The sequence below is a fragment of the Moraxella tarda genome, from assembly GCF_035181405.1.
Lineage (GTDB): Bacteria > Pseudomonadota > Gammaproteobacteria > Pseudomonadales > Moraxellaceae > Moraxella.
Map to the genome: position 1 here is coordinate 1 of NZ_JAYGGV010000010.1, position 5,017 is coordinate 5,017.

The 5,017-nt window shown below is 37.0% G+C and carries 6 protein-coding genes; 2 read left to right on the top strand and 4 right to left on the bottom strand.

Going from position 1 to position 5,017, the window contains the following annotated elements; translation table 11 throughout:
- Positions 1 to 105 precede the first annotated feature (105 nt).
- The gene (locus U9670_RS08615; RefSeq protein ID WP_323842614.1) at positions 106 to 318 is read right to left on the bottom strand and encodes a hypothetical protein; all 213 of its coding nucleotides are present in this window, start codon (positions 316 to 318) and stop codon (positions 106 to 108) included.
- 407 nt (positions 319 to 725) lie between these two features.
- Between U9670_RS08615 and U9670_RS08620 the strand changes: the two genes are divergently transcribed.
- Positions 726 to 2,165, top strand: a complete 1,440-nt coding sequence (locus U9670_RS08620) for a replication initiation protein (protein ID WP_323842613.1) — start codon at positions 726 to 728, stop codon at positions 2,163 to 2,165.
- Positions 2,166 to 2,206: 41 nt separating this feature from the next.
- Here the strand turns inward: U9670_RS08620 and U9670_RS08625 are convergent, their stop codons facing one another.
- Both U9670_RS08625 and U9670_RS08630 read right to left on the bottom strand, forming a co-directional pair.
- Positions 2,207 to 2,482 (bottom strand): hypothetical protein, encoded by a 276-nt coding sequence (locus U9670_RS08625; protein ID WP_323842612.1) that lies wholly within the window; start codon positions 2,480 to 2,482, stop codon positions 2,207 to 2,209.
- Positions 2,483 to 3,046, bottom strand: a complete 564-nt coding sequence (locus U9670_RS08630) for a hypothetical protein (protein WP_323842611.1) — start codon at positions 3,044 to 3,046, stop codon at positions 2,483 to 2,485.
- A 252-nt stretch (positions 3,047 to 3,298) separates the two neighbouring features.
- Here U9670_RS08630 and U9670_RS08635 point away from each other — a divergent pair, with 252 nt between their 5' ends.
- Complete coding sequence (locus tag U9670_RS08635) at positions 3,299 to 4,642, top strand: MobA/MobL family protein (RefSeq protein ID WP_323842616.1); 1,344 nt, start codon at positions 3,299 to 3,301, stop codon at positions 4,640 to 4,642.
- Positions 4,643 to 4,745: 103 nt separating this feature from the next.
- On the opposite strand, the gene U9670_RS08640 is transcribed toward U9670_RS08635, so the two are convergent.
- On the bottom strand, positions 4,746 to 5,017 hold a 272-nt coding region (locus U9670_RS08640; protein ID WP_323843773.1), incomplete at its 5' end, for a hypothetical protein.

Sequence of the window (5,017 nt, forward strand, 5' to 3'; positions counted from 1 at the left end):
CTCCAGGCAAAGCACAAACCAAATCAAAAGCCTTGCTAAGTTTATCCAGTGCTGTAGCTGGTAAATCTAGCTCCGCCAAGTTAGCTACAGCGTTTTGGGATAATTTTAACTGTGGCATTGGGGTAGCTCCGCTAATCCACCATTTGCCAAACTGCTGATATATGCTTTTAGTTCATCGCCTGTGATGTGTAGCCCTGTTGCTTGGTAGTGCCTTAACGCTTCTAACCCCTCAAGTTCAAATGCTGTTTGTTCTGCTTGTCTTGCTAATTCTTGACGCTCGAGATCAATGTCAAAATCATGAGCTAATACCGCTGACATGATAACCTCCTTAAACTAATTAACCATAGTATAACACAATCACGATTAAGGGGTGGTATCTGGTTGGTTGGTAAACTTAAACCCCTTTCCCCCTTTAAAAATTAAAAAAAAACAAAAAAAACGGAGCGGAGCGAAGTTTTTCTTTTTTTTATTTTTTTTCAATACTTTTCAATACTTTTCAGGGGTCTCAAAGCCTTATATATATTGAGTTTCAGAGCTTAAATGAGTGAAAAAAAAGGGTTAAATGAGTGAAAAAAAAGGGTTAAATGAGTGAAAAAAAAGGGTTAAATGAGTGAAAAAAAAGGGTTAAATGAGTGAAAAAAAAGGGTAAGTAAGAAAAATAATTGACTTATTTACTTAGTTTGATTAAACTTTATCTTATTTGTAATTTTAATAAGGGTGGTAAAATGAAATACGACAGCTATGATGAATATGAATACTACCGTCAATTGGAAATGGAACGCTACCATCAATTGGAAATGGAACTAAAACTAGCACGACAAAAGCTAGAGCTACAACAACAGGAACTAAAACTAGCACGACAAAATCCAGCACTGGAAGTGCATCCTATATCTTGGTCATCGGAATATCTAAAGCAATCACTTCAAGAGAGTAGTCTTCAGGAACTTCAGGAAAAAGAAACTCCAGTAGAAAAGAAAAAAGTATATAGCGATAAATATTTTGTGATCCAAAATCGCTTGCTTAATGCTATTACAGACTTAAATTTAAACGAACGTCGTTTAATTATGTTGCTATCGCCCATTGTTCGACAAAAAATCGAAGAAAATCCAAAAACTAGAGAGTTTTACCTAGATGTCAAAGATTTTGTCGCACATTACAATATCAAAGGTAAAAATTACTATGAAGAATTGGCAAAAGTTGCTGATAGTATTTTAAAAAAAGCTTTTTTTTATTGGGATTGGAAAAATGATTATAAAATTAAAACTGGCGTTAGCTGGGTGAGTTCATGCGAATATTTACAACATGAAGGAAGATTAAAAATTAGGCTTGATGACAATGTTATCGAAATGCTAACAATATTTGACAGGCATAATCCATTTACCAAATTTGAACTACAGGCTATCACCAATCTTGGTTGTTATGGCATTATTATGTATTTGCTAATTTCAAGTTGTTTAAATAAACAAAATAAAGAAGCGGAATACACCATTGATTTTTTGCGAGAACAATTTAACTGTGTGGAGAAATATCCGCTCTTCACTGACTTTAAAAGATTTGTTATTCAGCCTGCCATCAAAGAAATTGAGCTTAATACCGCTTTAAGAATATCCTTTGAAACAATCAAAAAAGGGAAAAAAACAGCTAAATTAAAATTCTTCTTTCGTGAAGAAATTGATAAGATTTCTAAACCAAAAAGAAAGAAGACCAAAGAAATTCAAGAACGAGACAAACACACTATTGATTTGGTTGATGGCTACACAGATGAAGAGCGAGCAATCGCAGACAGGGCAGAGCAAGAGTTGTTGGTTCGCAATCCTGATGCTAGTGCCACCCACATCATCAACACAAGAAACAAAGCCCTAAGAGACCACAGAGGTATCCAAGCCCTAAGAGACCAAGCCAAAAACGACAAAAAGAAAAAGCGTGAAAAAGAAACACAAACAAGCAAAGCTAAAATCCAAATCTATGAAGAACAATGGATTAACGACTGCTTACCCCACGCTGAAGATTTTTGTATTATCAATAAAAAGTGTATTCGCGCCCTTACAAACTCCCTTATGTTCGATAGTTTATTTTCGCAGGGCGACTATGAAACTATCATGAGCATGGTTCATGATAGTTTTTGTTCAGTAGACAAGCATGATTTTTTTGTCCTACCCAACTAAAAAAACCGCCAGCTTTGGCGGTTTTTTTATATTTTCATTGATTAAAAATTTGTCGTCTGTTCTTCTGCTTTAACTTGAGTTTTAGACACAGTATTTAATTCATCAACAAGTCCAGATAACGCTTTTTTGGTTCGTGCTGGTGCGTCCTCAATCGCCATCAAAACTTCTTGGGCAAACTCGTAATTATTTTTTGCATAATCACGAACAACAGCGCCCAGCAACAAGTTTTCTTTGTCTGCTTGCTGTTTTAATTTTTTCTTGAGTTCAGCGATTGTTTTTAGGTGATCGTTAATTGCTGTTTTGATGTTTTTTGCCATTTAGTTTTCCTCGCCTTGTTCAAACTGTTGGTAAAATTTTTTCTTGATTGATTCATCCAACAAACTATACTCTTGTAGTTGGTTGATATGCTCTTCATCAACAGCATGATATTCTTTGCCTTGATGCCATAATACAACTTTTTTATTCGTGAAGTCAATTTCTTTTTTTAATCCAAAAACCGCAAGATCCTTTTCTGAAATATATCCACAACAAGCAGCATTAAGTAATATGCCATTAAAGCCGCTACTCGATAAAAAAGACCTAAAAACAGACCCTAAAATATAATTTTTTCGCTGGTTTAGTTTTCTTTCTTTTTGTCTTTCTTGGTATTCCAAATCATTAGCCATTTTTTTCTTGTGTTCTAGCCTTTTTTCGCCCTTATAAACATCATAAAGTGTTACCAATAACTTAACTTCATCTTTATTGAGGCTGTTTTCATCTTCAACATATCTTTCAGCGTATTCCATTAAGTCTTTTTCTGTTTTTTTGGGCTTATCTTTGGTGTTAATTTCATCTAAAACAGTAGTAAGATTTGACTTAAATTTTTCTATATTTCGTCTCATTTTTAAATCTCAAAAAGTAGCATTTATCGAATTATACCAATCCAGCTATCATAAAGCAACCACCCCCCAGCGTTTCACTCATGGTAATGAGTGTCCAGTTAGTAGTTTCTCATACATTAGCTTGACTTCGTCTCGCAATGATGAGAAACTAACTGGACGAAAGTGGACAAGCCCCCCTTTCGAAACCCCCTTAAAACTCTTCGAGTTTTCCGCCATAAATGGCGGTTTTAAGATTTTTTGAGGATTTTAAAAATGGCATTATCAAGATTATCGGTTACCGTAGGTCAAAAGGGTTCTGGCGGAGGTCATGCTAAGTATATTTTAGCATTTGATCAATACGCAAAAAAAATACAAGAACTAGAAGCAAGGGATTGGGGTAATTTGCCCGAATGGGCGAAAGACGACCCTGTAAAATTTTTTGAAATGGCGGATAAGTTTGAGAGAGCAAACGGCACAGTTTACCGAGATCATCTTATTAGCTTGCCACGCGAATTAGACGCAGAACAAAGATACAAACTTGTAGAAGATTGGATTAAGCAAGAATTGGGCGATAAACACGCTTATGCTTTTGCGATACACAATATCAAAGCCAAAGACGGCAAAGAACAACCGCATTTGCATTTGATGTTTTCGGAGCGAATAGATGACGGCTTAAATAGATCAGATCCGCAACAATATTTTAAACGCTACAACGCAAAAAATCCAGAGCGAGGCGGCTGCAAAAAAGATACAACTGCAAAAACAGCAGAACAGCGCAAAAATGAATTAATGCAACAGCGTGAACGATGGGAAAAACTTGCAAATAATCACTTGATGAAAGCAGGTTTTGAAGCAAGTATTGACATGAGAAATTATAAGGAAAGGGGAGAGCTGGAGCAACCAGAATACTTGCCAAGAGCTTTATACCAAGCAAAACAAAGATTGGAAAAAATGGAGCTTGATAAAGTAATCACGAGAAGAATTGCTGTGTATCAACACGGCATACTTGATAAGTTTGGTTATTATCGTGGCGAAAACCAAACAAAAGTCTTGGTTTTGTCCGAAAATCTGATTGAAAAACCTTACCAAGATAACTTGCTTAAACGACACGAAGAAAGGACTAACCAGAAAGCACAAATTTTTGATATTCAAGTTCGCAAAGACAATGATGAAGTTGCAGACGCGTCCGATGTGTTGAAATTTTTTGAAGAATACGAACAAGCGGGCGTTATCCAAAAAATCAATAATCAGATCAAGCGACAAAAAGAATTAGAGGGCGAAGCTGATTTGGAAGTTCCGCCATTGTCGCCACACGAAGCAGTCATGCACTTTCCGCTGAAGCGTCCACACTGGCCAACGATACAAGAGAAATATTTTGTTTGCGACAGAACCAAACATGGAGATCCTGTGTTCTTAGGTAGAATTGCACTGGTGTACGACACAAGAACGCTGGCGATCAATGAAGACAAAACGCGAATGGTAACAAGAGAGCGCGCCCTTGCTGGCGGTGACGATCGATACGAGCCATGTTGTGCCGCCATAGATCGAATAGAAGAAGCCCTAACAGACCAAATGCAAATGCAAAAACCAACCCAAAGTTACGGCATGAATTTTTAAAAATTCTATTTTGCGACAGAATGCCCCTATTTGCTCGTTTGTGGTGGTGGGTGGTACTACCATACCAAAAAGACTTTAAAAGAGCAAATAGGGGCCTTACAGCTCAATCTACGATGGTAAAAATGTTTTGGCGGAACGCTTTAATCGCCAAAATGATGATTTCATCATGATTTTGGTCGTGATAATACAAGAACGAATACCCACGCTTACCCACCCTAACCGACTTCTCGCGGATATTTTTGCCTTGCTCTTTGGCTCGTTCCGACAACTGCCCAGCTCCAGGCAAAGCACAAACCAAATCAAAAGCCTTGCTAAGTTTATCCAGTGCTGTAGCTGGTAAATCTAGCTCCGCCAAGTTAGCTACAGCGTTTTGGG